Origin of the sequence: Pseudomonas brassicacearum subsp. brassicacearum, from assembly GCF_008801605.1 — a bacterium.
Taxonomy (GTDB): Bacteria; Pseudomonadota; Gammaproteobacteria; order Pseudomonadales; family Pseudomonadaceae; genus Aquipseudomonas; species Aquipseudomonas brassicacearum.
The window spans coordinates 45,525-71,722 of sequence record NZ_VZPJ01000018.1; the positions used below are offsets into that span (position 1 = coordinate 45,525).

Annotated in this window: 23 protein-coding genes; 8 read left to right on the forward strand and 15 right to left on the reverse strand. The window is 63.7% G+C overall.

Annotated elements, in window-relative coordinates:
- Positions 1-15: 15 nt before the first annotated feature.
- The 6 genes from F7R20_RS27910 to F7R20_RS27935 all read right to left on the reverse strand — a co-directional run bounded on the left by F7R20_RS27910 (position 16) and on the right by F7R20_RS27935 (position 8,374).
- Entirely contained in the window at positions 16-2,589 is a 2,574-nt protein-coding gene (locus tag F7R20_RS27910) for a bifunctional diguanylate cyclase/phosphodiesterase (protein WP_003202598.1), read from the reverse strand.
- Positions 2,590-2,702: 113 nt separating this feature from the next.
- A complete protein-coding gene (locus F7R20_RS27915; RefSeq protein WP_003202596.1) occupies positions 2,703-3,383 on the reverse strand; it encodes a DUF2238 domain-containing protein in 681 nt (226 codons plus the stop codon).
- A gap of 11 nt (positions 3,384-3,394) precedes the next feature.
- Entirely contained in the window at positions 3,395-5,194 is a 1,800-nt protein-coding gene (locus tag F7R20_RS27920) for a thiamine pyrophosphate-requiring protein (RefSeq protein ID WP_003202595.1), read from the reverse strand.
- Positions 5,195-5,337: 143 nt separating this feature from the next.
- Positions 5,338-5,979, reverse strand: coding sequence for a ferric reductase-like transmembrane domain-containing protein (locus F7R20_RS27925; RefSeq protein WP_003202593.1), 642 nt, complete (start codon positions 5,977-5,979; stop codon positions 5,338-5,340).
- 347 nt (positions 5,980-6,326) lie between these two features.
- A complete protein-coding gene (locus F7R20_RS27930) occupies positions 6,327-7,637 on the reverse strand; it encodes an ATP-binding protein (protein WP_003202591.1) in 1,311 nt (436 codons plus the stop codon).
- Positions 7,634-8,374: a response regulator gene (locus tag F7R20_RS27935; protein ID WP_003202589.1), complete on the reverse strand. Its 741-nt coding sequence runs from the start codon at positions 8,372-8,374 to the stop codon at positions 7,634-7,636. The genes F7R20_RS27930 and F7R20_RS27935 overlap by 4 nt, the downstream gene beginning before the upstream one ends.
- 223 nt (positions 8,375-8,597) lie before the next feature.
- Here F7R20_RS27935 and F7R20_RS27940 point away from each other — a divergent pair, with 223 nt between their 5' ends.
- The 3 genes from F7R20_RS27940 (at position 8,598) to F7R20_RS27950 (ending at position 10,804) form a co-directional block, all read left to right on the forward strand.
- Entirely contained in the window at positions 8,598-8,861 is a 264-nt protein-coding gene (locus tag F7R20_RS27940) for a DUF2790 domain-containing protein (protein WP_003202587.1), read from the forward strand.
- 179 nt (positions 8,862-9,040) lie between these two features.
- Positions 9,041-10,252, forward strand: a complete 1,212-nt coding sequence (locus tag F7R20_RS27945) for a cytochrome c biogenesis protein DipZ (RefSeq protein WP_003202585.1) — start codon at positions 9,041-9,043, stop codon at positions 10,250-10,252.
- Between the two features lie 222 nt (positions 10,253-10,474).
- Positions 10,475-10,804: a hypothetical protein gene (locus F7R20_RS27950; RefSeq protein WP_027911912.1), complete on the forward strand. Its 330-nt coding sequence runs from the start codon at positions 10,475-10,477 to the stop codon at positions 10,802-10,804.
- Between the two features lie 4 nt (positions 10,805-10,808).
- Here the strand turns inward: F7R20_RS27950 and F7R20_RS27955 are convergent, their stop codons facing one another.
- Entirely contained in the window at positions 10,809-12,674 is a 1,866-nt protein-coding gene (locus F7R20_RS27955) for a sigma-54-dependent Fis family transcriptional regulator (RefSeq protein ID WP_003202580.1), read from the reverse strand.
- Positions 12,675-13,016: 342 nt separating this feature from the next.
- Here F7R20_RS27955 and F7R20_RS27960 point away from each other — a divergent pair, with 342 nt between their 5' ends.
- The 5 genes from F7R20_RS27960 (at position 13,017) to F7R20_RS27980 (ending at position 18,384) form a co-directional block, all read left to right on the forward strand.
- Entirely contained in the window at positions 13,017-14,090 is a 1,074-nt protein-coding gene (locus tag F7R20_RS27960) for an ATP-NAD kinase family protein (protein WP_003202578.1), read from the forward strand.
- Between the two features lie 2 nt (positions 14,091-14,092).
- Entirely contained in the window at positions 14,093-15,070 is a 978-nt protein-coding gene (locus F7R20_RS27965; protein ID WP_003202577.1) for a thiamine pyrophosphate-dependent dehydrogenase E1 component subunit alpha, read from the forward strand.
- A 36-nt stretch (positions 15,071-15,106) separates the two neighbouring features.
- On the forward strand, positions 15,107-16,123 hold the full coding sequence (locus tag F7R20_RS27970) for an alpha-ketoacid dehydrogenase subunit beta (protein ID WP_003202574.1): 1,017 nt from the start codon (positions 15,107-15,109) through the stop codon (positions 16,121-16,123).
- A complete protein-coding gene (locus F7R20_RS27975) occupies positions 16,123-17,235 on the forward strand; it encodes an acetoin dehydrogenase dihydrolipoyllysine-residue acetyltransferase subunit (protein ID WP_003202573.1) in 1,113 nt (370 codons plus the stop codon). Before F7R20_RS27970 ends, F7R20_RS27975 begins: the two co-directional genes overlap by 1 nt.
- A gap of 84 nt (positions 17,236-17,319) precedes the next feature.
- Complete coding sequence (locus F7R20_RS27980) at positions 17,320-18,384, forward strand: 2,3-butanediol dehydrogenase (protein WP_003202570.1); 1,065 nt, start codon at positions 17,320-17,322, stop codon at positions 18,382-18,384.
- Positions 18,385-18,454: 70 nt separating this feature from the next.
- Here F7R20_RS27980 and F7R20_RS27985 read toward each other — a convergent pair whose 3' ends face one another.
- From F7R20_RS27985 to F7R20_RS28020, 8 genes are all read right to left on the reverse strand, one after another.
- On the reverse strand, positions 18,455-19,009 hold the full coding sequence (locus F7R20_RS27985; RefSeq protein ID WP_003202568.1) for a DinB family protein: 555 nt from the start codon (positions 19,007-19,009) through the stop codon (positions 18,455-18,457).
- Between the two features lie 218 nt (positions 19,010-19,227).
- Positions 19,228-20,145, reverse strand: coding sequence for a dihydrodipicolinate synthase family protein (locus F7R20_RS27990; protein WP_003202565.1), 918 nt, complete (start codon positions 20,143-20,145; stop codon positions 19,228-19,230).
- Positions 20,146-20,321: 176 nt separating this feature from the next.
- Positions 20,322-21,350: a trans-3-hydroxy-L-proline dehydratase gene (locus tag F7R20_RS27995; RefSeq protein WP_081352562.1), complete on the reverse strand. Its 1,029-nt coding sequence runs from the start codon at positions 21,348-21,350 to the stop codon at positions 20,322-20,324.
- Between the two features lie 119 nt (positions 21,351-21,469).
- Positions 21,470-22,192 (reverse strand): amino acid ABC transporter ATP-binding protein, encoded by a 723-nt coding sequence (locus F7R20_RS28000; protein ID WP_003202562.1) that lies wholly within the window; start codon positions 22,190-22,192, stop codon positions 21,470-21,472.
- Positions 22,185-22,835 carry an amino acid ABC transporter permease gene (locus tag F7R20_RS28005; protein WP_003202560.1) on the reverse strand — a complete coding sequence of 217 codons (651 nt, stop codon included), beginning with the start codon at positions 22,833-22,835 and terminating at the stop codon, positions 22,185-22,187. Before F7R20_RS28005 ends, F7R20_RS28000 begins: the two co-directional genes overlap by 8 nt.
- A gap of 12 nt (positions 22,836-22,847) precedes the next feature.
- A complete protein-coding gene (locus F7R20_RS28010; RefSeq protein WP_013693525.1) occupies positions 22,848-23,513 on the reverse strand; it encodes an amino acid ABC transporter permease in 666 nt (221 codons plus the stop codon).
- On the reverse strand, positions 23,506-25,284 hold the full coding sequence (gene lhpI / locus F7R20_RS28015; protein WP_003202557.1) for a cis-3-hydroxy-L-proline dehydratase: 1,779 nt from the start codon (positions 25,282-25,284) through the stop codon (positions 23,506-23,508). The genes F7R20_RS28010 and lhpI overlap by 8 nt, the downstream gene beginning before the upstream one ends.
- Positions 25,285-25,294: 10 nt before the next feature.
- The gene (locus F7R20_RS28020; protein WP_003202555.1) at positions 25,295-26,113 is read right to left on the reverse strand and encodes an ABC transporter substrate-binding protein; all 819 of its coding nucleotides are present in this window, start codon (positions 26,111-26,113) and stop codon (positions 25,295-25,297) included.
- Positions 26,114-26,198 lie beyond the last annotated feature (85 nt).

The window sequence follows — 26,198 nt, forward strand, 5'->3', positions numbered from 1 at the left end:
CGGTGGGGAGGTGGGTTACAGCCACCGCGGCGTGGTGAAGAACGAGGCCATTTCCGAGCGGGCCAGGGCCGCGCCGAAGTAGGGGCCTTGGACATGGTCGCAGGACACGTTGCGCAGCTGGCTGAATTGCCGCGCGTTCTCGATGCCTTCTGCGGTGACCATCAGCCCTACGCTGCGGCTCAATCGGATCATCGCCAGGACGCCCTCCTTGTCATCCTCCAGGCCCAGTTGCGTGAGGATGTTGCGATCGAAGCGGATGCCATCGAACGGCTGGTCCAGTACTTCGCGCAGGGAGGCGATGCTGGTGCCGAACTTGTCGATGTTGATCCGCACGCCGAGGTCCTTGAGCGCATGGAGGGTGCTGGCCACGGTCTTGTGGTCGGCCAGCAGGACACCTTCGGCCACTTCCAGGGTCAGCCGGTGGGGCGCCAGGCCGCTCGTTTCGAGGGCTTCCTGCACCTGGTTGAGCAGGAAGCTGCTGTTGAACCACCGGGGTGAAACCGCGATGGAAACATTGACGGCGCTCGGCCAGGTGGCGGCCTCTTCACAGACGTTGATCAGCATCCAGGTGCCCAGTTCTTCAAGCTGGCCCGAGGTTTCGGCCACCGGTATGAAATCGGCCCCACCCAGTTCGCCTTTCTCGGGATGGTGCCAGAAGGTCTGGGCTTCGAAACCGTGCAGTTGCTCGGCGCTCACATCGAAGCGAGGCAAGTAGCGCAGTTCCAGTTGATCCCGTTGCATGGCGTCGCGCAGTTGCTGTTCGTATCGCCGCCGGTCGCGGGCCAGGTTGCCCATGGCTTCCACGTACACGCGCCAGGTGTTGCGGCCGGCTGCCTTGGCCGCATACAAGGCGATGTCGGCGTGGCGCAGCAGTTCATCGGCACGTTCGTCACCGGGCTGCGACCAGGCGACACCGATGCTCACCCCCAGGTACAGCGTGTTGCCGTCCAGGTGCATGGGCCGTTGCATGCAATCGATCAGCCGTGCACAGAGTTGATCGAGATCGCTGGCATCGCCCGGGTCGGGCATGACAATGACAAACTCATCACCGCCCAGACGTGCCACCAGATCGGTGCCACGGACGTTTTGCTGGAGGATATGCGCCACTTCCTTGAGCACTTTATCGCCCACGGCATGGCCCAGGGAGTCGTTGACCGGCTTGAAACGGTCCATGTCCAGGTTCAGCAGCGCCAGGGGCGGGCGATCGGCTCGGCCCAGGTGTTCGCGCAGGCAATCGAACAAGCGGTTGCGGTTGGCCAACCCGGTCAGTGGATCATGCAGGGAAAGGTGCTTGATCTGGGCCAGTGCCCGCAATTCGTCGGTGATATCGGTGGCCGTGCCGCGAAAACCCAGGGTGCCAGCTTCGATGGCCCGCACCGAGAGTTTGCAGGTCCGGATGCGCTGGTTGCGCGCGGTGTACTCGCACAGTAGCGGCGCCGAGGAAACGCTGTTGGCCCCGCCGAGCAGCCATTGGGCAATCGAGATCGAGCCGCCATGGGGGTGAAGCAGCCGGTGCAGCGGTTTGCCCAGCCACTCCGTGGGACTGAAGCCGGTCACCTGGTCGAAGCGTTCCGACAGATAGGTCAGGGTCCCGGTCGAATCGACCTCCCACAACCAGTCGGATGAGACTTCGGCAATGTCGCGGAAACGTTCCTCACTGCGTTCCAGCGCTTTGCGGTGGGCCAGCAGGCTGGCGTACTGGCGTTCCTGGGCGCGGAGCATGGCCAAGGCATGGCGCAGAACGGCCAGGGCCAGAATCCCCAGCACCAGTAACGCCACGGCCAGCAACGGCAGGAGGAATTTGCGCAGGTCCTGGCCCGGGGTCTGCGGTCGCCAGGCCAAGGCCTCCTGGGTCAGCTCGTCGAGCTGCAACTGGGCGGTATCGGCTGGGCCCGGTGTCCTGGCGATATGGGCATCGGGCAGGGCGAAGTCCCGCGCCAGGTTTTCCAGGGCTCCGGGATCAAGGACCTTGACGAAGAGCATCAGGCTGGGCGGGCCGGGGATTTCGGGCACGCTGCTGTCCGTGCCGACGGTGATGGCGGACGCGGCGACAAACGCAGGGGCGTCCTCGTGATGGAGCATCTCGACCACCACTTCCTCGTGATTTTCCGCGGCGCTGGCTTTTTTCAACAGCGCTCGCAAGTCGCCGGCCAGCCAGGTATCGGCATCGACCTCACTCATCTGGCCATCGATCACCGAATAGACAGTCTGGCCGGTTGGCGAAATGACAAACACCGCCTGGTAGCCATAGAGCGAAAACACGCTGCTGCCGACGTTTTCCTGGTCATAGGCCCATTCCTTGTCCACGCTGGCATGCAGGTGCCGGTAGGCGTCGCTCCACTTGGAGTAGTCGCTCAGGTCCCGTCCGATACCTTTGCGGATCCCCTCGATGGCCCGCTGGGCGAAAAACAGGCTCTGTTCACGGGCGCGGCGGTCCTGGGCGCCGGTGATGTTGAGCAGCACGGCGATCGCCAGTGCAGACATGACAAACAGCAGGAGCATGATGGCCGGAAAAGTGCGACGGGTGAAACTTCGGGTTGGCGAACCCGGGGAAAGGACAGTCGAGTCATTGCCTGCAATTTCAATCATAAAAATAAGTCATCAGCCAAAAAGCGATTTCATCCGCACCTGTCTTATATCGGCTGGTGGGCTGATTTACTTAGACGTGATCACACAGGAACTGGCGGACATGGGGGCCTGCATCAGGTGCGGGCCTTGAAGCGCAACGTCCATTCGAGGGCGAAGTCCCGCTGGCGCAGGTAACTGACCCCGGCGGCGACCAGCAGGGCCATGAACGCGGCGAGCGCCGCCAGGGCCATGTCCTTTTGTGAATCCCAAGGGTCCTGTTGGGCACCGACAAAGGCCTTGGCGGTATCGCCCCCGATGTAGGCGCCGCCCAACCATTCGATGATTTCATAAATCGCCGACGACGCAAGAATCAGGCTCCAGGCCAGGAAATAGCCCCTGAACCCCGTTGCTGGCGCAACCCGAAGCAAGGCCTCGCGCAGCGGATAGGCCAGCAGCAGGCCGTAGCTGAAGTGCACCAGCCGGTCGAACTGGTTGCGCTGGAAACCCATGAACTGATCAAGCGACTGGCCCCCCGTCAGGGCCTGCCACCACTGGTTGTAAGGCACCTTGGCATATGTGTAGTGGGCGCCGACTTCATGGATGCAAAGGAACACGAACAACAGCGTCGCGGACAGCCGGGAGAAGCTGAATCTCCGATGAACGGTCACCAGGACCACCAATAACGCGATGACCAGCAGGTTCTCCGCCAACCAGTCGCTGCGTTTTATCGGCGCAATGGCCAGCCACCCCCACACCACGCAGAAAGCCAGGAGCAGGGATCGTTCATAGCGACGATGCAGCTCAATGGTTGGCATCGCGTCGTGCCTCACTCTTTATCCGTGCGCTGGCCCGGCAGCAGGCTGCTCAATACCTGCTTGGCGGTTTCGACCACGATGCCTCGCTCGTTCGGGTCGCCCTGGAGCAGGGTCGAGGCAAACTTTTTCGCCTGTTCCAGCTTGATGTGCGGCGGCAGCGGTGGCACGTCGGGGTCGGTGCGAAACTCGATCAGCACCGGGCGATCCGCCGCCAGCGCGGTTTCCCAGGCCGTGGCCACGTCGTCCTCATGCAGCACCAGGATGCCCTTCAAGCCAATGGATTCGGCGAACAGGTGGTAGGGCACGTCGGGGATGTCCTGGGAGGCGGCGAATTTCGGATCGCCCTCCATGACCCGCTGTTCCCAGGTGACCTGGTTCAAATCCCGATTGTTGAACACCGCGCAGATCCAGGTGCCATTGGCCCAGGTGCGCCAGTATTTGGCGACGGTGATCAGCTCGGCCATGTTGTTCATCTGCATGGCGCCATCACCCACCAGGGCGATCACCGGCCGCTGCGGATGGCAGAACTTCGCCGCGATGGCATAGGGCACGGCCGCGCCCATCGACGCCAGGCCACCGGACAGCGAACACATCATGCCACGGCGGATCTTGATGTCCCGGGCGTACCAGTTGGCGCAGGAGCCGGAATCGCAGGTAATGATGGCGTGCTCCGGTAGTCGCGGCGACAGTTCGAAGGTGACCCGCTGCGGATTGATCGGCTTGGCGCTGACCCGGGCGCGTTTTTCCAGGGTCCGCTCCCAGCGTTCGCGCCAATGCTCGATCTTCTTGCGCCAGGCGCGGTCGGGTTTTTCTTCGATCAGCGGCAGCAGGGCGCGCAAGGTATCGACGCTATCGCCGTGCAGGTTGACTTCCATGGGGTAACGCAGGCTGAGCATGTCCGCCTGAATGTCGATCTGTACGCCCCGGGCCTGGCCTTCAGGTGGGAGGAATTCTGCGTAGGGGAAGCCGGAGCCGATCATCAGCAGGGTGTCGCAGCCGGCCATGAGGTTGTCGCTGGGCTCAGTGCCGAGCAGGCCGATGGTGCCCGTGACCCAGGGCAGGTCATCCGGCACGGCGGCCTTGCCCAGCAGCGCCTTGGCCACGCCGGCGCCGAGCTTCTCGGCGATGGCGATCACTTCGTCGGTGGCGTGCAGCGCTCCGGCACCGACCAGGATGGCGACTTTCTTGCCGGCATTGAGGACCTCGGCGGCCTTGCGCAGGTCCTCTTCGTAGGGGACGACGCTGGGTTTGCGGTAACCGACGCCGGAGTGAACCGTACCGTGCTTGTGGCGTGGTGCGGTGTATTCCATGTCCTGGAGATCGTTTGGCAGGATCAGCGCCGTGACCCGGCGCTCGCCCACCGCCGTGCGTACGGCGCGGTCCAGCAGGTGGCGCACCTGGGCGGGCACACTGGCTTGCTGCACGAATGCCCCGGCCACGTCCTTGAACAGGCTGACCAGGTCCAGCTCCTGCTGGTAGTGCCCGCCCAGCGCTGCGCGCGCCTGTTGGCCGCTGATGGCGAGCACTGGCATGTGGTCCATCCGCGCGTCGTAGAGGCCGGTCACCAAGTGGGACGCGCCGGGCCCGGAGGTGGCGATGCAGACGCCCAGCTCACCGGTAAACTTGGCGTGGGCGCAGGCCATGAATGCGGCCATTTCCTCGTGGCGGGCCTGGATGAAGCGGATTTTTCCCTGGGCGCGGTTCAAGGCGCCAAAGACGCCGTTGATGCCATCGCCCGGATAGCCATAGATACGGCGAACCCCCCATTCGTAAAGACGTTCCACCAGAAAATCACCAACGGTCATGCTCATGCCTGTCCCTCGCTTCAGGCCGCCGTCGCTTGGCGCGACGTGCAGCGGTTGACGTTCATACAGGACTTGACCAGTGCTTGCCGTCCAAGGTTTCGATTTTTTCAACGCCAAGGTGCTGCGGCGCAGGCGCTATGTGCGAGCTCCTACAGATCAGTCGCGTGTTGCGGTCGTTGGCGTCGCTGGGTGGCCTGGGCCAGCTTGCCCACCAGGCGGATGGCGGTGGCGGCGCAGATCAGGCCGAAGGGCAGCACATACCAGGCGCTCATGGGGATGCGTTTGAAGTTGGAATAGGCAAAGATCGCCGCCAGCACCCACATGCCGGTGACATGCAGGCGCTTCCAGGCCTTGAAACCGATCAGGCGCGTGGTGCTTTTGAACGAGGTCAGCGCCAGCAGCAGGATGAACACGTAGCCCACCGTGCCAGGCACGTTGCCAAGGGTGGTGCGGCCGGGCCAGAACTCGGGATTGAGCTGGCCGTAGCTGTAGATCAGCACGGCATGGACCAGATGGGAAAACGCAAAGGCCAGCCCGATGAAGCGCCGTTCGCGCACCAGGGACCGGCTCAGGGGCGAGGGCACCAGCACCGCGAATGCCGAGGCGGTGAAGGCCAGCAGGAACAAGATAAAAGACGAACGCGCCGTGGCGCGAATGGCACTGCGCACGCCTTCGGTCAGGTCCGGGTTGAGCACCAGGATCAACCCGGTCATCAACAGCACCAGGGCGGCGAGCAGGCTGAACAGCGACCAGCCCTGATAACGAAAGGGGGATGCAGTTGCGGTAGGCATGTAAAGGCTCCGTGGATGGTGAGACCCGGCCGTGATAGCCGCCGGGAACACCGGGGAGTCTTGCAAGCAGGTGTAAGCGGGGTGTGTCCGCAACGCAGGATTGTGCAAGTTTGTGTATGCCGATCACCCGCAGACACACTGGCATACAAACCCGCATCCAAATCCAATACCCAGCCACTGTGGGAGCGAGCTTGCTCGCGATGGCGTTAGGTCAGTTGAACAGGTGCTGGCAGATACACCGCTATCGCGAGCAAGCTCGCTCCCACAGGGGGATTGGGTAAGGCATCAATATTTGTGTTGAATTTGCAGCTGTCTTCGCGAGCAAGCTCGCTCCCACAGAGGCTATGTCAGCTTGCGAATGCCAGCCGCAACTCGGCGCACAGACCACCGCCGTCGCGGTTGCTCAGGGTCAGTGAGCCGCCCATGGCGATCGCCAGTTGCTGGGCGATGGCCAAGCCCAGGCCGGTGCCGCCGGTTTCCCGGTTGCGCGAGCTTTCCACCCGGTAAAACGGCTTGAGCACCTCGGCCAGTTCCTGCTCGTTGATCCCGGGGCCACGGTCCAGTATCTGTATCGCCAATTGCCCGTTGTCGGCGATCTGCACATGGATCTGCGCCGCGCCGCCGAACTTCAGGGCATTGTCCACCAGATTGACCAGCACCCGCCGCAAGGCATGGGGACGGGTGTCGATGACCGCGGCGTTTTTCCCGGTCAATTGCACGTCCTTGCCCGTGTCCTGGTAGTCGAACGCCAGGCTGTCGAGGAACGCATCCAGGCTGATCCGGCAACTGGCCTCCGTGGCGCCGTGGATGCTGCGGGCATAAGCCACGCCTTCACGCACCAGGTGCTCCATTTCACTCAAGTCGCTCCACAGCTTGTCCCTTTCGATCCCCTCGTCCATGAATTCAGCGCGCAGCTTCATGCGCGTGATGGGGGTCTGCAAGTCGTGGGAAATCGCTGCCAGCAACTGCATGCGCTCCTTGAGGTAGGCAGCGATGCGGTCTTGCATGGCGTTGAACGCTTTGGCGGCATGCACCACTTCGGTCGGGCCTTTCTCGTCCAGGCGAACGCTGTGGGCGTTAGGGTCGAGGGTTTCCACCGCCTGGGCCAGCCGGGTCAGTGGGCCGACGGCGAGGCGCACGGCCAGCCAGGTGCAGCCGATCAACAGCGCCAACTGCCCCAGCAACACCATTGGCAGCCAGGGGGAGAGGGGTGTCATCGCCGGGCGTACGTCGATGGTCAGCGGGCTGCCGTCCCCCAGGCGCAGGTGCGCCTGATAGTGCATTTTCGGCCCGGGAATCTGTTTGAAGGTCAGGCCATACGCCTGGCCGATGGCTTCCTGGATCGAACTGACCGAGATCGGCGCGTCGGCAAGATCCATCGGTTGCCCGGATTGGCCTTCGTCGAGCAGGTAGCCATAGTTGCGCCGGGCGAGTTTCGGCAGCCAGGCCTGGCGTTCGGTGGCAGGCAGACGGTCAAGAATGGCGACGGAGGTCGAGACGTCGGTTTCCAGGTTGCCGAGCATGGTCGACTTGGCGCTCTGGTAGCGCTCGTAGTACTGGACGCCGAAGGACAGCCCCTGGGCCAGGATCAGGCCAATCAGGAAGATCAGCGACAGCCTCGAGGCCAGCGTACGCGGCCAGCGCAGCGGCAGGCTCATACCGAGGCCTCGAGGATCTCCACCGGCAGCGAGAACACGTAGCCTTCGCTGCGCACGGTCTTGATGTAGGCCGGCTCCCGGGCATCATCCAGCAGGCGCTGGCGCAGGCGGCTGACCAGCAGGTCGATGGAGCGATCGAACAGGTCGGCGTCCCGGCCCTGGGTGAGGTTAAGCAACTGGTCGCGGTTGAGCACCCGTTGCGGATGGTCGAGGAATACCCGCAACAAACGATATTCGGCGCCGCTCAAGGCAACCATGGTGCCGTCGGTGTCCAGCAGGTGGCGGGCGGTGGTGTCCAGGCGCCAGCGCCCGAACGCCAGCAGGCGACCGCTTTCGGTGACCACCAGGTTGGGCGGCAGCATGCGAGTGCGGCGCAGCACGGCGTTGATACGCGCGAGCAGCTCCCGGGCGGCGAAGGGTTTGACCAGGTAATCGTCGGCGCCCATTTCCAGTCCGATGATGCGGTCGGTTTCGTCGTTGCGCGCGGTGAGCATCAATACCGGCGTGGCCTTGTGCTTGCCGGCACGCAGCTCCCGGCACAGCACCAGTCCGTCGTCGCCGGGCATCATGATGTCCAGCACGATCAGGTCCACCGGGGTGGTTTCCAGGAAGGCGCGCATTTGCCGGCCATCGGCAACGACAGTGGTGCGCAGGCCGTTCTTTTTCAGGTAGTTGCCAACCAGCTCTCTGATCTCGCGATCGTCATCCACTATCAACACGTGATCGACATGATCCATGGTGTCCAGCTCCTCGGCGTTTCGTTGTGAGCAGTCTACAGGCGCCGGCCGGCCCGGCTCGCGGCGGTTTGTATTGCAGTGTATCTGGCGCGCGACGGATACACAGCGATGCAAAAAGCCACCTGGTTCGATACAGGCGCGATACCTGCGCGGCATTCAATGGCGTCCATCGAGGCAACACAACAGGCCTCGGCAGATAAACCCATTGAATCGAGGAATCGCCATGAACAGCAAAGCCATCTACGCCGCCTGCCTTTTCGCTGCACTGAACATTTGCACGCTGTCGGCCCGGGCCGAAAGCAACGTGCAGGCGCAGGCCTACACCTACGGCACCCACCTGGACATCCAGAAGGTGCTGTCCCTTAGCGAAGACGCCGAGCCGACCTGCGGCGTGGTCAACGCCCAGATGACCTACCTGGATTCGGCAGGCCACAAGCAGGCGTTGGACTACCGCAAGTTTTCCGATAACTGCAATGACGGTAACTGAGTCGCCGTGGAAGCCAACTTGTGACAGTAAACCTGTGGGAGCAAAGCTTGCTCGCGATAAACGATGACGCGGTGATTGCCAGTAATCGAGGCGTCTGCGTCGCGAGCAAGCTTTGCTCCCACAGAGGCGCTGCCCGATTGGGTGTGTTCTGTCTATCTACCTACCATTGAGGTGTTGCCATGCTTCTGATCGCTTTTCTCGGCGGGATCCTGACGATCCTCAGCCCCTGTATTCTTCCGGTGGTGCCGTTTCTGTTTGCCCGGGCCGATCGCTCCCGTGGCTCGGTGCTGCTGACCCTTGGCGGCATGGTGCTGACGTTTGCCCTGGTCTCCAGCCTGGCGGTGGTCAGCAGCGAGTGGGTGCTGCGTGCCAGCAGCGTCGGCCGCCAAGTGGCCTTGGTGGTGATGGTGGTGTTTGCCTTGTCGCTGATCTTCAGTCGGGTCGGCACCTGGCTGGCGCGGCCGCTGGTCAGCCTGGGCAATCGCCTGGACGCCGGCGCCGGGTGGATGGCCGGGCCTGTGGCTTCAGTGCTGGTCGGGGTCGCCACCGGGCTGCTCTGGGCACCGTGCGCCGGACCGATACTCGGGGTGATCCTGACCGGGGCCATGCTGCAAGGCGCCAGCGCACAAACCAGCCTGCTGTTGCTCGCCTACGGCCTGGGCAGCGCCTTGTCCCTGGGCACGCTGATTCTGGCCGGGCGTGGACTGGTCGGACGCCTGAAACTCTCGCTGCCGATCACCACCTGGCTGCGCCGGGGAACAGGGGTGGCGGTATTGCTGGCGGCCGTGGCAATTGGTACCGGGGCGGATGACCGCTTGTTGGCGGCGACTTCCTCCCAACAATCGGCCAGCTTGGAAAAAAGCCTGCTGGAGAACGTGCCCAAGGCCATCGACTATGTGGTGAGCAAGGCCGGCGCAAGTTCCATGCCGGCCCTCGAATCCCAGGGCGCCATGCCTGCGCTGGACGGCGCGGTGCAATGGCTGAACTCGCCCCCGCTGAGCAGCGAATCACTCAGGGGCAAGGTGGTGCTGGTGGACTTCTGGACCTACGACTGCATCAACTGCCAGCACACCTTGCCCTATGTGAACGGTTGGGCGAAGAAGTATGAAAAGGACGGGCTGGTGGTGATCGGTGTCCACACCCCGGAGTACGGCTACGAGAAAATCATCGACAACGTGCGCGAGCAGGTGCGCAAGCTGGACATCCATTATCCGGTGGCGATCGATAATCAGTATGCGATCTGGCGTGCTTTCAACAATCAGTACTGGCCGGCTCATTACTTCATCGATGCCAAGGGGCTGGTGCGCTACAGCCATTTTGGCGAAGGACGCTATGGCGAGCAGGAGCAGGTGATCCAGCAACTGCTGCAGGAGGCGAAGGCGGGCCAATGACCGTGGCGAGGGAGCTTGCTATTGGCAAGGGGATCTGTGGGAGCAAGGCTTGCCCGCGATGAAGTTCGCACGGTCTATCGGGAACCGAGTCGTCTGCTTCGCGGGCAAGCCTTGCTCCCACAGATAATCCCCTAGCCACAAAAATTGCACAGCCGTGCTGGCCCCTTGCTCAGTTACATAAGGTCAAACTTCTTTCCTTTCAGAAAGTTGGGCGACAAACCTATGCGTATTTCTATGTGGGTCGTGGCGACGTTTCTCCTGGCCGCCGTTTCGCTTGAGGCCCAGGCCAGGGCGCTGACGCAAAACCAGCAGTCGGTGTGCCGCTGGGGTTCGGATATCGCGGCAGGGGCGCAGGCGTCGAAGCTTTCCGGCGTCAGCCTGTACGGCGCGCGCAAGAAGCTGCAAGTGCGCAAGTTTCCCCGGCCCTGGATGCGCATGACCGCCCTGGGCATTACCGAGCAGACCTACAACAGCGCCTCGCGTCTCAAGCCGGTCGCAGTCAAGCAGACCTACTACGAACAATGTGTACGTCACGAACTGGCGCGACGATAGGCCCTCAGGCCGGGCTGCGGCCTGGCATTTCGATGCCATGCAGGTTTACCCGTCGATACAGGGTCGCCCGGGAAATGCCCAGGGCCCGGGCGGCGGCGGTGGGTTTCCAGCGGTGGCGCACCAAGGCATCGAGCAGTGCCTGGCGTTCCGGGCTGGCGCTCGGTTCCGGTCCGTGGTCGGTGACGTCCACGCGGTGCATTGACTCGGGCAGGTGGCTGAGCTGGACCACGCTGGCTTCGCACACCGCGCACGCATAACGCAGCACATGGCGCAGCTGGCGCACATTGCCCGGCCAGTGATAGCCGAGCAGGCATTCCAGGGCCGCGCTGCTCAATTGCACTGTTGCCCCGCACAGCGTCGACTCCTCGGCAAGAATTCGATTGATCAACGCCAGCCGATCGCTGCGTTCGCGCAACGGGGGCAGTTGGAAGCGCGCGCCACCCAGGCGGAAATACAAATCCTCGCGAAACTCGCCGGCGGCCACCAGGGTCTCCAGGTCGCGGTGGGTGGCGCAGATCACCTGGATGTCCACGGCCTTGCGACGGGACGCGCCCAGCGGCGCCACTTCACCCTCGGCCAATACGCGTAGCAGGCGGGTCTGCAAGGCCAGCGGCATGTCGCCGATTTCATCCAGGAACAAGGTGCCGCCATCGGCCTGTTGCAACAGGCCCTGCATGCCCTTGGCCGAGGCGCCGGTGAAGGCGCCGGCGACGTAGCCGAACAGTTCGCTCTCGATCAGGCTTTCCGGAATAGCGGCGCAATTCAACGCCACGAAAGGGCGATCACGGCGCTGGCTGGCCTGGTGCAACTGACGGGCGAACACTTCCTTGCCGGAACCGGTTTCGCCCTGGATCAGCACCGGCAGGTTGCGATCTTTCACCCGCACCGCCAGGCGCAGGCTGTCGGCCAGGCGTGGATCGATCTCCAACGGGGTCATCGCCACCCGCGAACGTGAACTGGCCCGCTGGCGCGGCGCGCTCAAGCGCCCGTGCATGGCGTGGTCGAGCGAGCAGAGGCTTTCGTCCCGGGCACGGTGCAGCAACTGCTGGTCGAACACCTGGCCGATGTGTTGCGGCAACTGCCCGTAATGTTGCAGCAGGTACTGGCGGGCGGCCGGGTTCAAGGCTTGCAGGCAACCGTCGTCGTCCCAGGCGAACAGGAAGTCCGGCTGGCTGTCGACGTAGCCGGCGTTGCGATGGGCCCGCAGCACCCAGTAACCCTGGGCGCTGCTCATGAAAAACGCCTGTTCGATCTCCCGGGCGCTCTGCACCACCATTTGCCGGATCAGGTGCTGCGAGCGCCGATCATCCGGCGAGCGCACCGCCGAGACGTCCAGCACCCCGAGCAATTCGCCCTGGGGATCGAAGACCGGCGCGGCGGAGCAGGTCAGGCCAATGAACGCCGCCCGGAAATGGTCGCGCTTGTGCACCGTCACCGGGGCCTTGGCCGTGAGCACCGCCGCCACGCCGCAGGTGCCTTCCTCGCCCTCCGACCAACAGGTGCCCAGGTACAGCCCGGCCTTGCGGCAGTCATTGCGAATCGTGGTTTCCACCCGGTAGTCGATGGTCTGGCCCTGGGCATCGGTCAGTAGCACGCAGTAGTCGGCATCGCGGACCCGGCCATGGAGGCGAGCCACTTCTTCGCTGGCGATATTGAGGAACAGCTCGGAGCGTTCACGGCATTGCTTGAGCACGTCCTGGGACAGGATGCGCGGGCCCTGCAGCGAACCGGGGTCCAGGTGATGTTGCTCCATGGACCGGCGCCAGGAGTCGAGGATCAGGTCCGGGACGGGCAGTTGTGGCAATTGGTTCGCGTTTTTCACCACGCGGCTGACGCAATCCACGTGCGCCCGGGAGTGAGCGGAAAGCATAGAGGCCTCCGATTCAGCTTCTTATCGTTGTGCGCACATTAAGCGCCGTTCGCCGGGTGCAGACAAGCTCGACGGGTTCTTCGGGCGGTGTGAGACGCCACGTCTCAGAGTCTCGCCGAAACCTCGTGCAGGCTGACATGGGGCGTCTCACCGGGGCTCGGTTCGCTTCATCGAAAATCCCATGGGGGCCGCTCTGGCCCGGGCTTTTAGCAGGTTTTTTTTACAACTGGCACCGCCCTTGCTCTACCTCTGGGGCCCGCTCGACGGGTCATCCAATAATAACAACGAGGTGTCTATGGTTTCCTGCCCAGGCCGTGTGCCTGCCCCCTCCACGGTGGTGTCATGAGTCGCCGGCCATTGACCGTGGGCATCATCGCCAACCCTGCATCGGGCCGTGACGTGCGGCGCCTGACCGCCAATGCCGGGTTGTTTTCCAGCACTGACAAGGTCTCGGTGATCCAGCGCCTGCTAGCCGCTTTCGGTGCCACCGGCATCGAACAGGTGTTGATGCCCACCGACATGATTGGCATGGCCGCCGCCGTGCTGAAGAACAGCCACAGCCGCCAGGCCCGCAGCAGCCACTGGCCGGCCCTGGAGTTTCTCGACCTGACCCTGCGCCAGACCGTCGAAGACACCCGCCGGGCCGCACGCCTGATGGCCGAGCGCGAGGTGGCGCTGATCGCCGTGCTTGGCGGCGACGGCACCCACAAGGCGGTGGCCGCCGAAGTGGGGGACATCCCGTTGCTGACCCTGTCCACCGGCACCAACAACGCCTTTCCCGAACTGCGCGAGGCCACCAGTGCCGGCTTGGCCGGAGGGTTGTACGCCAGTGGCCGAATCCCGGATTCGATCGGCTTGCGCCGCAACAAGCGCTTGTTGGTCTGTGATGCCGGACGTGGCTTGCGCGAAGTCGCCCTGGTGGACGTCGCCGTGTCGCCGCTGCGGTTTGTCGGCGCCCGGGCGATCAGTCGCGCACAGGACCTGGCCGAAGTCTTCGTGACTTTCGCCGAACCGCAATCCATTGGCCTGTCGGCGCTGTGCGGCTTGTGGTTTCCGGTGTCACGCCAGGCACCGGGTGGTGCCTGGATGCGCCTGGACCCGCAATCCCCCGAAGCGCTGCTGGTGCCGCTTGCGCCAGGGCTGCTGCAAGGCTGTGGCGTGCTCGCTGCCGGGCCCCTGGAACCTGGAATCGCCCACGGCCTGTCGCTCTCCAGCGGCACCCTGGCCCTGGATGGCGAACGGGAAATCGAATTCAACGCGCGGGACCGGCCCACGGTCACCCTCGATGCAGGCGGCCCGCTGAGCATCGACGTCAATGCGGTGCTGGCCTACGCCGCGCAACACCGTTTGCTGGCCATCGGCCGCGAACACCCGCAACACCCTCTGAATCTTCAAGAAGACACCCCAGGAGAATAAAAATGTCGACACCGCTCACCCACGATCAACTGCTGCACGCCTACCAGGTGATGCGCACCATCCGCGCCTTCGAAGAGCGCCTGCACGTGGAGTTCGCTACTGGCGAGATTCCCGGTTTCGTCCACCTGTATGCCGGCGAAGAAGCCTCGGCCGCCGGTGTCATGGCCCACCTGGGCGATGACGATTGCATCGCGTCCAACCACCGTGGTCACGGCCATTGCATCGCCAAGGGCGTGGACGTCTACGGGATGATGGCCGAGATCTATGGCAAGAAAACCGGCGTCTGCCAAGGCAAGGGCGGTTCGATGCACATCGCCGATTTCGAGAAGGGCATGCTCGGTGCCAATGGCATTGTCGGTGCCGGCGCGCCGCTGGTGGTGGGCGCCGCACTGGCGGCCCGGCTCAAGGGCACCGACAGCGTTGCCGTGGTGTTTTTCGGCGACGGCGGCTCCAACGAGGGCGCGGTGTTCGAAGCCATGAACATGGCCTCGGTGTGGAACCTGCCGTGCCTGTTCATCGCCGAAAACAATGGCTACGCCGAAGCCACCGCCTCCAATTGGTCGGTGGCCTGCGATCACATCGCCGACCGTGCGGCCGGGTTCGGCATGCCCGGGGTGACGGTGGATGGCTTTGACTTCTTTGCCGTGCATGAGGCCGCCGGGGCCGCCGTCGAACGCGCCCGTGCCGGGGAAGGGCCGTCGCTGATCGAGGTCAAGCTGACGCGCTACTACGGTCACTTCGAGGGCGACGCCCAGACCTATCGGGCGCCCGACGAGGTCAAGCATTTTCGCGAGAACCAGGACTGCCTGATGCAGTTCCGCGAGCGCACCACCCGAGCCGGCTTGCTCACCGTCGAGCAGTTGGACCAGATCGACAAGGAGGTGGACATGCTGATTGAAAACGCCGTGAACAAGGCCAAATCCGATCCCAAGCCCACCGCGGCGGACCTGCTGACCGACGTCTACGTCAGCTATCCCTGAACGCCCCCCTGAATAACAACAATAGAGAATCCCATCATGGCGAGAAAAATCAGCTATCAGCAGGCAATCAACGAGGCCCTGGCCCAGGAAATGCGCCGCGACCCCAGCGTCTTCATCATGGGTGAGGACGTGGCCGGTGGTGCTGGCGCACCCGGTGAAAACGACGCCTGGGGCGGTGTGCTCGGCGTTACCAAGGGGCTTTACGCCCAGTTCCCCGGACGCGTGCTGGACACGCCGCTGTCGGAAATCGGTTACGTCGGCGCGGCGGTCGGGGCCGCCACCTGCGGCGTGCGCCCGGTGTGCGAACTGATGTTCGTCGACTTTGCCGGGTGCTGCCTGGACCAGATCCTCAACCAGGCGGCGAAGTTTCGCTACATGTTCGGCGGCAAGGCCTCCACGCCCCTGGTGATCCGCACCATGGTCGGCGCCGGCCTGCGCGCCGCCGCCCAGCATTCGCAGATGCTCACGTCGTTGTGGACGCACATTCCGGGACTCAAAGTAGTGTGCCCGTCATCGCCTTACGACGCCAAGGGCCTGCTGATCCAGGCGATCCGCGACAACGACCCGGTGATCTTCTGCGAGCACAAGTTGCTCTACAGCATGCAGGGCGAGGTGCCGGAAGAGCTCTACACCATTCCCTTTGGCGAGGCCAACTTCCTGCGTGACGGCAAGGACGTGACCCTCGTGTCCTACGGGCGCACCGTCAACACCGCGATGGACGCGGCGCGCAGCCTGGCCGGGCGTGGCATCGACTGCGAAGTCATCGACCTGCGCACCACCAGCCCATTGGACGAGGACAGCATCCTGGAAAGTGTCGAGAAGACCGGGCGCCTGGTGGTGATCGATGAGGCCAACCCACGCTGTTCCATGGCCACCGATATTTCGGCGCTGGTGGCGCAAAAAGCCTTTGGCGCGCTCAAGGCGCCGATTGAAATGGTCACCGCGCCGCACACTCCGGTGCCGTTCTCCGATTCGCTGGAAGACCTGTACATCCCTGACGCGGCGAAGATCGAACAAGCCGTGCTCAACGTGATCGAGTGGAGCAAGCGCTGATGAGCCAGATTCATACCCTGACCATGCCCAAGTGGGGCCTGTCGATGACCGAGGGCCGGGTCGATGCCTGGCTCAAGGAGGAGGGCCAGGCCATCACCAAGGGCGATGAAGTGATGGACGTGGAGACCGACAAGATCTCCAGCAGCGTCGAGGCACCGTTTTCCGGAATCCTGCGCCGCCAGATCGCCCGCCAGGACGAAACCCTGGCGGTCGGCGCCTTGCTAGGCATCGTGGTCGACGGCGATGCCAGCGAGACCGAGATCGATGCGGTCATCGAGCAGTTCCAATCGACCTTTGTGCCCGGCGATGCGGCCGACGAAGACAGTGGACCGAAACCGCAGAAAGTCGAGTTGGACGGCCGGGTGATCCGCTATTTCGAGCGGGGCGAGGGCGGTACGCCGATGTTGCTGGTGCATGGTTTCGGCGGCGACCTGAACAACTGGCTGTTCAACCACGAGGCGTTGGCGGCCGGGCGTCGGGTCATTGCGCTGGACCTGCCGGGCCACGGCGAATCTTCGAAAACCCTGCAACGCGGCGATCTGGACGAATTGAGCGGCGTGGTGCTGGCCTTGCTCGATCACCTGGACATCAACGCCGCGCATCTGGTGGGGCATTCCATGGGTGGGGCGGTGTCGCTTAACGCCGCACGCCTGATGCCCCAGCGAGTCCGGTCGCTGACCTTGATCGGCAGCGCCGGGCTGGGCGCGGAGATCAACGGCAGCTACCTGCAAGGTTTTGTCGAAGCGGCCAACCGCAACGCCCTCAAGCCGCAACTGGTGCAACTGTTTTCCAATGCCGAACTGGTCAACCGCCAGATGCTCGACGACATGCTCAAGTACAAGCGCCTGGAGGGCGTGGACGCGGCGCTGCAGCAACTGTCAGCGACGCTGTTCGCCGACGGCCGCCAACAGATGGACTTGCGCGAAGTGGTGCAGGCCGGCGACGTACCGAGCCTGGTGATCTGGGGCAGCGATGACGCAATCATTCCGGCGGTCCATAGCGAGGGGCTGAGAGCCCAGGTGGAGGTGCTGTCCGGCCAGGGCCACATGGTGCAAATGGAAGCGGCCGAGCAGGTCAACCGGCTGATCCTCGGCTTCATCGAGCAGCACTGATCAAGTGGACGGCGACATGCGTCGTCGTCCCTACAAAATTCTGGAGGCAACGTCATGAACGTTTCAATCAAGCCGACCCGCAGCATGCGCGCCGCCGTCTGGCATGGCCGCAACGACATCCGCGTCGAAGACGTGCCACTGCCGGTTTCGCCGCCCGCCGGTTGGGTGCAGATCCGCGTGCAATGGTGCGGCATTTGCGGCTCCGACCTGCATGAGTACGTGGCCGGGCCGGTGTTCATCCCGGTGGACGCCCCACACCCGCTGACCGGTATCAAGGGCCAGTGCATCCTCGGCCATGAGTTCTGCGGCGAGATCGTCGAACTGGGTGCCGGCGTCGAAGGCTTCAGTGTCGGTGAACCGGTGGCGGCGGACGCCTGTCAGCACTGCGGCACCTGCTATTACTGCACCCACGGGCTCTACAACATTTGCGAGAACCTGGCCTTCACCGGGCTGATGAACAACGGTGCGTTCGCCGAACTGGTCAACGTACCGGCCAACCTGCTCTATAAACTGCCCGCCGATTTCCCGGCCGAGGCCGGTGCGTTGATCGAGCCGTTGGCGGTGGGCATGCATGCGGTGAAAAAGGCCGGCAGCCTGCTGGGCCAGAACGTGGTGGTGGTCGGTGCCGGCACCATCGGCCTGTGCACCATCATGTGCGCCAAGGCCGCCGGCGCGGCTCAGGTGATCGCCCTGGAAATGTCCGGTGCGCGCAAGGCCAAGGCCCTGGAAGTAGGGGCCAGCCATGTGATCGATCCGAACGAATGCGACGCCCTGGCTGAAGTCCGCCGCCTGACCGGTGGCCTGGGGGCCGATGTCAGTTTCGAATGCATCGGCAACAAGCACACCGCGAAACTGGCCATCGACCTGATCCGCAAGGCCGGCAAATGCGTGTTGGTGGGTATCTTCGAGGAACCCAGCCAATTCAATTTCTTCGAACTGGTCTCCACCGAAAAACAGGTGCTCGGCGCGCTGGCCTACAACGGCGAATTCGCCGATGTGATTGCCTTCATCGCCGATGGGCGCTTGGACATTTCGCCACTGGTCACGGGTCGCATCCAGCTGGAGCAGATTGTCGGCCAGGGCTTCGAGGAGTTGGTCAATAACAAGGAGCACAACGTGAAAATCATCGTGTCTCCCGCACGGATCTGAGAGCGCCTGACGTGGGCGATTTGGCGATGGCCGGCAGCGGCCATCGCATTTTTTCGGCCCGGGGCGACGTTCAGTCCGGCCGATAGTCTTGCCAGACGGTCGTTTCGTTGAATTGCAGTTGCTGCTCTTCGTCTTGCCGAAACGTACGGTCGCAATCGAGGAAGAATTCATCGAGCTGCGGTGGCTTGATGCCGGTGCCACTGAGCATAGAATGCACCTGGCCGCGGTGATGGATCTGATGTTCGAACAGGTGCAACAGCAGCCGGTCGATGCGCTCGCGCACCACACCGTCGACACGTACCAGCTCCACGCAGCGGGCGAGGTCTTTCTCCCGCAGGGTTTCGCAGAACGCCACCAGCCGCTGGTCGGTCTGGGTTTGGCTTTGCTTCAGTTGGGCAAAGGCCAGGGTCTCGGAAAAGTCCTTTATCTGCCCATCGCGGTCGCCTTCCAGGGCAGTGAGGTAATAGCGGTCCACTTCCAGGATGTGGCAAAGCGTGGCTTGTATGGACGGGAAGAACCCCGTGCGCGGCGCTTCGTATTCAGCCTCGCTCAACTGCGCGCAGGCGTCGAGTAGCCTGTGGTTGGCCCATCGGTTGTTCAGGGCCTGGGCCAGGAAATAATTCATGGGAAGCCTCGTCAAGACTTTGTGGGAGCGAGCTTGCTCGCGATTTAGTCGGCACATCCAGCATAGCCGGCTCAGGCAGACCGCTATCGCGAGCAAGCTCGCTCCCACAAGGGATTTTGTATGGGCTGCAAACCTCCTTGCACCTTCGGCCCTGTGGGAGCGAGCTTGCTCGCGATAGCGGCGGCACAATCACCGCCGGTTAGCGTCATGCCTTGTGGTCAAAGCCCCACATCCGGCAACACCGGCCGATTCGCCAGGGCCTTGGCCATGATCTGCTCCACATACACCCGGTCCGCTTCCGGCAGGGCCAGGCGCGGTGGGCGGGTGAGGGCGCTGCCGCGGCCGGCGATGGCTTCGCACAGCTTGATGCATTGCACCAGGTCGGCGCGGGCGTCCAGGTGCAGGATCGGCATCAGCCATTCGTAGATCGGCATCGCTTCGGCGAAGCGCCCGGCGCGGGCCAGGCGGAAAATGGTCTCGCCTTCCTGCGGGAACACGTTGGACATGCCCGAGACCCAACCTTCGGCCCCCACGGCGAGGCTTTCCAGCACCACGTCATCAAGGCCTGCGAACAACACAAAACGGTCGCCGACTTCGTTGCGCACGTCGATAAAGCGCCGGGTGTCACCGGAGGAATCCTTGAAACACACCACGTTGTCGCAATCGGCCAGGGAAATCAGGATGTCCGGTGTCACGTCATTCTTGTAGATCGGCGGGTTGTTGTAGACCATCAGCGGCACGTCGGCATGCCGGGCCACGTAGCGGAAATGCTCGGCGGTCTCGAACGGCTTGGAGCCATAGACCAGCGCCGGCATCAGCATCACCCCGTCGACGCCAACCTTGCGCACCGCGTTGGCAACCTTGGCGGCTTGCACGCTGGTGAATTCGGCCACGCCGCAGATCACCGGCACGCGGCCACGGGAGGCGTCTACCGCGACTTCGGTCACGGCGATTTTTTCCTCGGCGCTCAAGGACGTGTTTTCCCCCACCGACCCGCAGACCACCAGGCCGGAAACACCGTCACGAATGACGTTGGAAATCACTTGGTGGGTTTTTTCCAGGTTGATGGAAAAGTCGTCGTTGAATTGGGTGGTGACGGCAGGGAAGACGCCGCTCCAGTTGATGCGTTTGCTCATGGGTTGTCTCCGGTTATGGTATTTCGTATACACAGGTAAAAGTGAATTCACAACAAATCCCCTGTGGGAGCAAAGCTTGCTCGCGATGCAGGCGCCTCGGTTTCACGGAAGACCGCGTCAACTTCATCGCGGGCAAGCCTTGCTCCCACAGGGGGGGCGAAGCCAGTTCAAAAAAGTCATGCACCCGGCCAGGTATCCGAAAGCCGGTAGCCCTCGGGCCACGGATCGGCCGGGTCGAGCAACAGCTGATGCGTCCCGGTGATCCACGCCCGTCCGGCGATGCCCGGATAAATCGCCGGGCGTCCGGCCACGTCGGTCAGTGAGTCGATGCGGCAGTGGAATTCGGAGCCGATGATCGAGCGGCCGATAAAACGCTCGCCGACCTGCATCAAGCCCTTGGCGTGCAGCACCGCCATGCGTGCCGAGCAGCCGGTGCCGGTGGGCGAGCGGTCGATCTTGCCGGGCTGGATCACCACGGCATTGGCGCCGGTGGCGATGCCGTTTTCCTGGACGATGGGCGCGGCGATCTGGCAGAACGAGATGTGCGACCAGTCGGGGTTCAACGGATGTACGAAGCCCAGTTGTTCGTTGGCGGCGCGGGTGATCTTCAAACCCACGGCCACCAGTTCGGCGGCTTCGTCAGGGCGGATGGCAAAGCCCAGGCGCTGGGCGTCGACGATGACAAAGCTGTCGCCGCCATACGCCGTGTCCACCTGCAACGAGCCCAGGCCCTCGACTTCGATCCAGGCATCGAGGCGGTCGGCGAAGGAGGGCACGTTCTTGATCTCGACCCGTTGCACCTTGCCGTCGCGGCAGTCGGCCACCGCTTCGATCAGGCCACCCGGCGCTTCGAGCACCAGGCGGGTCTGGGGCTCGGTCATTGGCAGGATGCCGCTGTCCAGCAGCACGGTGGCGACGCACAGCGAGTTGGAGCCGGACATCGGCGGGGTGTCGGCCGGTTCCATGATGATCCAGGCCATTTGCGCCCGTGGGTCCTTGGCTGGCACCAGCAGGTTGACGTGGCGGAACACACCGCCGCGGGGCTCGTTGAGGACAAAGTTGCGAAGGGTCTGGTCCTGGGCGATCCAGCGTGACTGTTCCCACACCGTGGCACCGGGTGGAGGGGCGACGCCGCCGACGATCACATCGCCGACTTCGCCTTCGGCGTGGCAGCTGACGACATGGATGATTTTTGATGAGCGCATGAGTCAAATCCTTGTGTGTCTGGTCGGGCCTCATCGCGGGCAAGCCTTGCTCCCACAAAGGGTTTTGTGGTGCACACGAAACAGTGTGGGAGCGAGCTTGCTCGCGAAGGGGCCATCGGCTATTTCACCGACTTGAGAAAAGCCGCCGTCTCCGGCTGCACCGGATTGCCAATCACCTGGTCCGGCGGCCCGATTTCATGGACCCGGCCATTGCAAAAGAACGCCACGCGGTCGGACACGTCCCGGGCGAAGCGGATCTCGTGGGTCACCAGCACCATGGTCATGCCGTCTTCGGCGAGCATGCGCATGGTGTCCAGCACTTCGCCCACCAGTTGCGGGTCCAGGGCCGAGGTGGCTTCGTCGAAGAGCATGTAGTCCGGCGACATCGCCAGCGCCCGGGCGATGGCCATGCGCTGCTGCTGGCCGCCGGAAAGCTTGCCGGGGAAGGCCTTGAGCTTGTCCCCCAGGCCCACATGTTCAAGCTGTTGCACCGCCAGTGCTTCGGCGTCCTGCCTGCTTTTGCCCAACACCTTGCGCGGCGCGAGCATCACGTTTTCCAGCACGGTCAGGTGGGGGAAGGCGTTCCATTGCTGGAACACGATGCCGATCTTCTGCCGCAGGCGATTGAGGTCGGTGGTCCGGTCATGGACCTCGATGCCGTCCACGCGGATGCTGCCTTTCTGGATCGGTTCCAGGCCGTTGATGCACATCAGCAAGGTCGACTTGCCGGAGCCGGAACCGCCGATGATCGACACCACTTCGCCCTTGTCCACGGTCAGGCTCACACCCTTGACCACTTCCAGGTCACCGAAGGATTTGTGTACGTTTTCGATCTCAATCATTTTCCTGCCACCTTCTTTCCAGGCGTGCGCCGAGGCGGGCGACCACCAGGCTCATGACGTAGTAAATGAGGCCCGCGATGCACAGCACCAGCAGGGGTTCCTGAATGCGCGTGACGATGGTTTGCGATGCCCGCAGCAATTCGACGATGCCGATCCACATCACCAGGGCGGTGTCTTTCATCACGCCCAGCACCAGGTTCAGCCAGCCGGGAAAGGCCACCCGGGTGGCAATCGGCAGGACGATGAACCGCAGGTCCTGCACATAGCTCAGGCCCAGTGACCGACTGGCCCGGCGGGTGCTCAACGGCACCGCCAGCACGCCACCGCGGACGATTTCGGTGAAGTAAGCCGCGGCATAGACCCCGAGGACGATGCAACCGACGGCGAAGGCGCTGAGGTTCAGGCCGGCGATGCTCTTGAGCGAGTTGAACAGCACGAACTGGATCAGCAGCGGCACGCTGCGGAACACGTCCAGCAACCAGGCCAACGGCAGGCTGGCCCGGGGCAACAACGCCCGCAGCAGACCGAACAGCAACCCGGCCAGGGTGCCCAAAAGGATCGACCAGACGGTCAGTTGCAGCGTGACCCAGGCCCCCTCGAGCAAATACAGCAGGTCGTTGACGCTGAGGCTTGTAGAAAACATGACCCACGCTCCTCAATAACGAAACAACCGCCAGGACAACAGTCGGGCCAGCCCGACGATCAGCTTGGCGATCAGGTAATACAGCACCGCCGCGAGGGCGAAGTATTCGAAGGTGCGGAAGGTCTTGACGTTGTATTCCTGGGTGACACCGGTGAGGTCGTTGTTCAGGCCGACCACCACCCCCAGGGACGTCATCAGCACCGCCCAGACCATCTGGTTGGTCAACGGGTAGAACACAATGCGCAACAGTTGCGGGACGATGATCATCCGGTACGCCTGGAAGGCGCTCATCCCCAAGGAGCGGGCGGCGCGCATTTGCGTACTGGGCACGGCCTTGAGGCCGCCGCGAAAGTTTTCCGCCAGGTAGCCGGCGTTGTTGAAGGTGATCCCGGCCAGCAAGGCCAGCCAGGAACTGACGTGCAGTCCGAGGGAGCCGAGGCCGAAGTAGAGGATGTAGATCTGGAACAGCGAGGGCGTGTTGCGGGCGATGGACACCCAGCCATTGCCCACGCCCCGCAGCAAGCGATTCGGGGCCTGGCGCATCACCGTCAGCACCAGGGCGATCAGCACACCGAAAATCATCGACAGCGCGGCGGTCTCGAACGTCACCCAGGCCCCGGCGAGCATGTCGGGCAGGGCGCGCAAGGCCGGGCGCCATTGGAAGCTGTAGTCAAACATGAGTCGGGCTCCCCGTGCGGGCGGTGGGTTGCAGCCATGCCGGCGGCTGGCCGCGGGTCGAGGCGGTGCAGGCGGCCTCGACGCATTCGGCGAGGGCGGCAAAGTGCACCCCACGCCCGACCAGGCCGGGTGCGTAGTGGGCGTATTTACCGGAGTTGGTCATCAGCGTGGTGGCGTGGGGCGGAATCACCGGTTCGCCCAACATGCACCAGCAGGTGTCGGTCACCAGCACCGCGCCGAAGGTCTCGATGGCGGCCAGGTACCCGGCTTTGCGGGCCTGCTCCAGCACTGTCCGGCCGCAGGTGATCGCCAGCACCACATACGGATGCTTGACCCGGCCCGTGCACAAGGTCGCGAGGGCAGCGAATTCGCTGAGGGAGAAATGCGGGTTACCCAGGGACACCACGTCCACCCAGTTGTCCCGGGCGCTGTTGAGCTCGCGCCAACTGGCAAGCAGGCCGGCGGCATCGACGCTTTCCTGCGGCAAGGTGACGTCGTTCTCCAGGACATCGGCAGGGTCGAGGGCTTCCGGCGTTACCCCGGCGATGTGGAACAACGGCGCGGCGCTGGTGGTGGCGAACGCGGCGCCGAAGGCCTTGAGGTCGTCCAGGGTGGGGGCGGCGTGTTCCAGCCCACGTATCAGCGGGATGCGCCGGCCCGCCAGGCTGCCGATGTGATAGCCCAGCAGCGGGTAGAAACTGTCGTCCACGTGGCCCAGCGCCGGTACGTCGACGATCAGTTGGGCCTTGCGCCGGTCGTCGAGGTGGCAGCCGGTCAACGGTGCCCGCCCGCACAGGGCGATGCAGATATCGAGGAAGTCCGGGTACTTCTGCGTGCGCGCCCCCAGCACGCTGTTGGCGTAGACCACCGCGTTGGATTCGGCCCAGACGATTTGTTCGCCGGCCTTTGGCGCGGTGTCCAGCAGGTAGGGGGCGCAGGTGAAACTCAGTTGCGCGCCCATCGCCATGTAGGCATCGCCCAAGGCACTGGCCGGTTCGCCCAGGGCCGGATCGACGCCCAGTTCCCGCCAGCGTCGCTGGTCCACGGAAATGGAATTGAGGGTGGTGGGGACGCGAACCTTCGCCCCCCACTGCACCAGTTGTTCGGCAAAGCGCAGGCTGGCCGGGCCGGTGTAGATGCAGCCGTCGATATGGGCCTGGGTCACGTCCAGCAGTTGCGTGGCGCCCTGGATCTGCGCCATGCGCAGCACGATTTGCATCGCCACTTGGGCAGCCTTGCCGTGAGCGCCGTCGAGCAACGCCCGGTCCTGTTCGCTCAATTCCAGGGTTGAGGATGTGGGCGGCTGCGGCGCTGGGTCAGAACCTTGCCAGCCGTCGTTTGGCGGCCGGCCAGACAGTGTCAGGATGTCGCCTTCCAGGCGCACGAAACCCTGGCCGCGCAGTCCATTGAAGGCCTCATGCCCCACGCACACCACCGGCAGCGAGCGTTGGAAAATCACCTGCGCCACCAGCACGCCCAGGGTCAGGATTTCATCGGCTTCGGCGAGCACCAGGGCCGCGGGCGCGTGGCCGTTGCTGATCAGCTCCATCAAGACGCTGCTGCCGGTGCAGGAACCGCGTCCGCTGGGGATCGCCAGCACGCGCCCGGCCAGGCGCTGGCCACTCAAGGGATGGTGGCGGTCGATGACCTCGCCGCTGGCTGGATCGACCCCGCCCCAGAAACTCAGCCCCACGTCGGCGAACAGCAGGGCGCCCTGGGCGGCACCCTCCACCAGGCTGCGGCCTTTCACACGGACAGGCGTGCTTGGCATGCGCCGATCCTCAGTAATAGACCTGGGGAACGGTCAGGTTGGCCGGCGGAATGTCAGTGCCGACCCATTTGACGAACAGTTCCTTGTAGCGACCCGTGCGCACCTGCTGGTTGACGAACAGGTTGAGGTAGTTGAGCAGGCCGTATTCGCTGCGCTTGGCGCCGAGGGACACGTAGTCGATGACGTAGGGCGCGTCACCGGCAATCTTCAGGCACTTGTACTTGCCCGACTTGATGGTCGCGGCGGCCACGGTGTTGGTCACCACGGTGGCGTCGATGTGCCCCTGGGCGATTGCCAGCAAGGTGTCGTTCTGCGACTGGTAGGCGCGGAAGCTGCCGCTGCCCCAACTTTTCTGGTCCTTCTCCAGGGCGATGGCTTCGTAGGTGCTGCTGGTGTTGCCCAGGGCCTTGCCCTTGAGGTCGGCGTAGCTGGTGATGCCGGTGTTGTCGCGGGTCAGCACGACCATCTGGAAGGCGAAGTAGGGCACGGTCAGGCCCACGGTCTTGGCCCGCTCCAAGGTGTCGGAGGTGGAGGCGACGATGACATCGGCGCGGCCCGACAGCAGCGCGGGGATTCGGTCGGAGAATGGGGTTTCCACCACTTCGGCATCTACACCGAGAACCTTCGCCAGATCGTTGCAATAGTCCACGTCGAATCCCGCCGGCTTGTTGCTTTCATCGCGAAAGCCCATGGGTGGGAAGTCCAGGGTCACGGCGCAACGCAGCTTGCCGGAGCCGATGATGTCATCGAGCTTGTCGGCGTGGGCGGGGGCGATGAAAAGCGGGGTGAGGACAACGCTGAGGGCTACGGCCAATGCAGGGTTTTTCATAAATGCCTCGCTGTCGAATAAATGCGGTGAGATATCGTATTGAGGATTTCGTATACGATATCAGATAAGCAATCGGCGTGCCCGT